The following is a 347-nucleotide window of genomic DNA, read 5'->3' on the forward strand; positions in this document are numbered from 1 at the left end:
GGCTTTGAACAAAAACCGATAAAGAATCCCTTGTACGACAATCGGTTGACTGTATTTTTAGAGGAGAAAAAGCAGATACCGGAGCGTTACAAAGACCATACCTATAAGGCCTGTGGCTTTATGGAACCCAGGGTCATCGATGATTATCCTATCCGCAGCAATTTGGTCAGCTTGAGCCTCAAGCGCAGGCGCTGGGATGTCCTGGTGGATGGAAAATGGACCAAGGTAAGCCGTGATTGGGAGGACTTTATCGCACAGGGGACCCGCATGTCAAAGGAGTTCGCTGCTTTTTTAAAAGAGATCAACGGATAATACGGCCCTGAGCGGCCAACAACTGGGGTCTCTCT

Annotated in this window: 1 protein-coding gene; it reads left to right on the top strand. The window is 48.7% G+C overall.

Going from position 1 to position 347, the window contains the following annotated elements:
• A partial coding sequence (locus MWU84_RS24195) for a hypothetical protein (protein ID WP_246906629.1) occupies positions 1-312 on the top strand: 312 nt, incomplete at its 5' end.
• Positions 313-347: the final 35 nt, after the last annotated feature.

Source organism: Arenibacter sp. F20364 (assembly GCF_023015905.1).
In the GTDB taxonomy this organism is placed as follows: Bacteria; Bacteroidota; Bacteroidia; order Flavobacteriales; family Flavobacteriaceae; genus Arenibacter.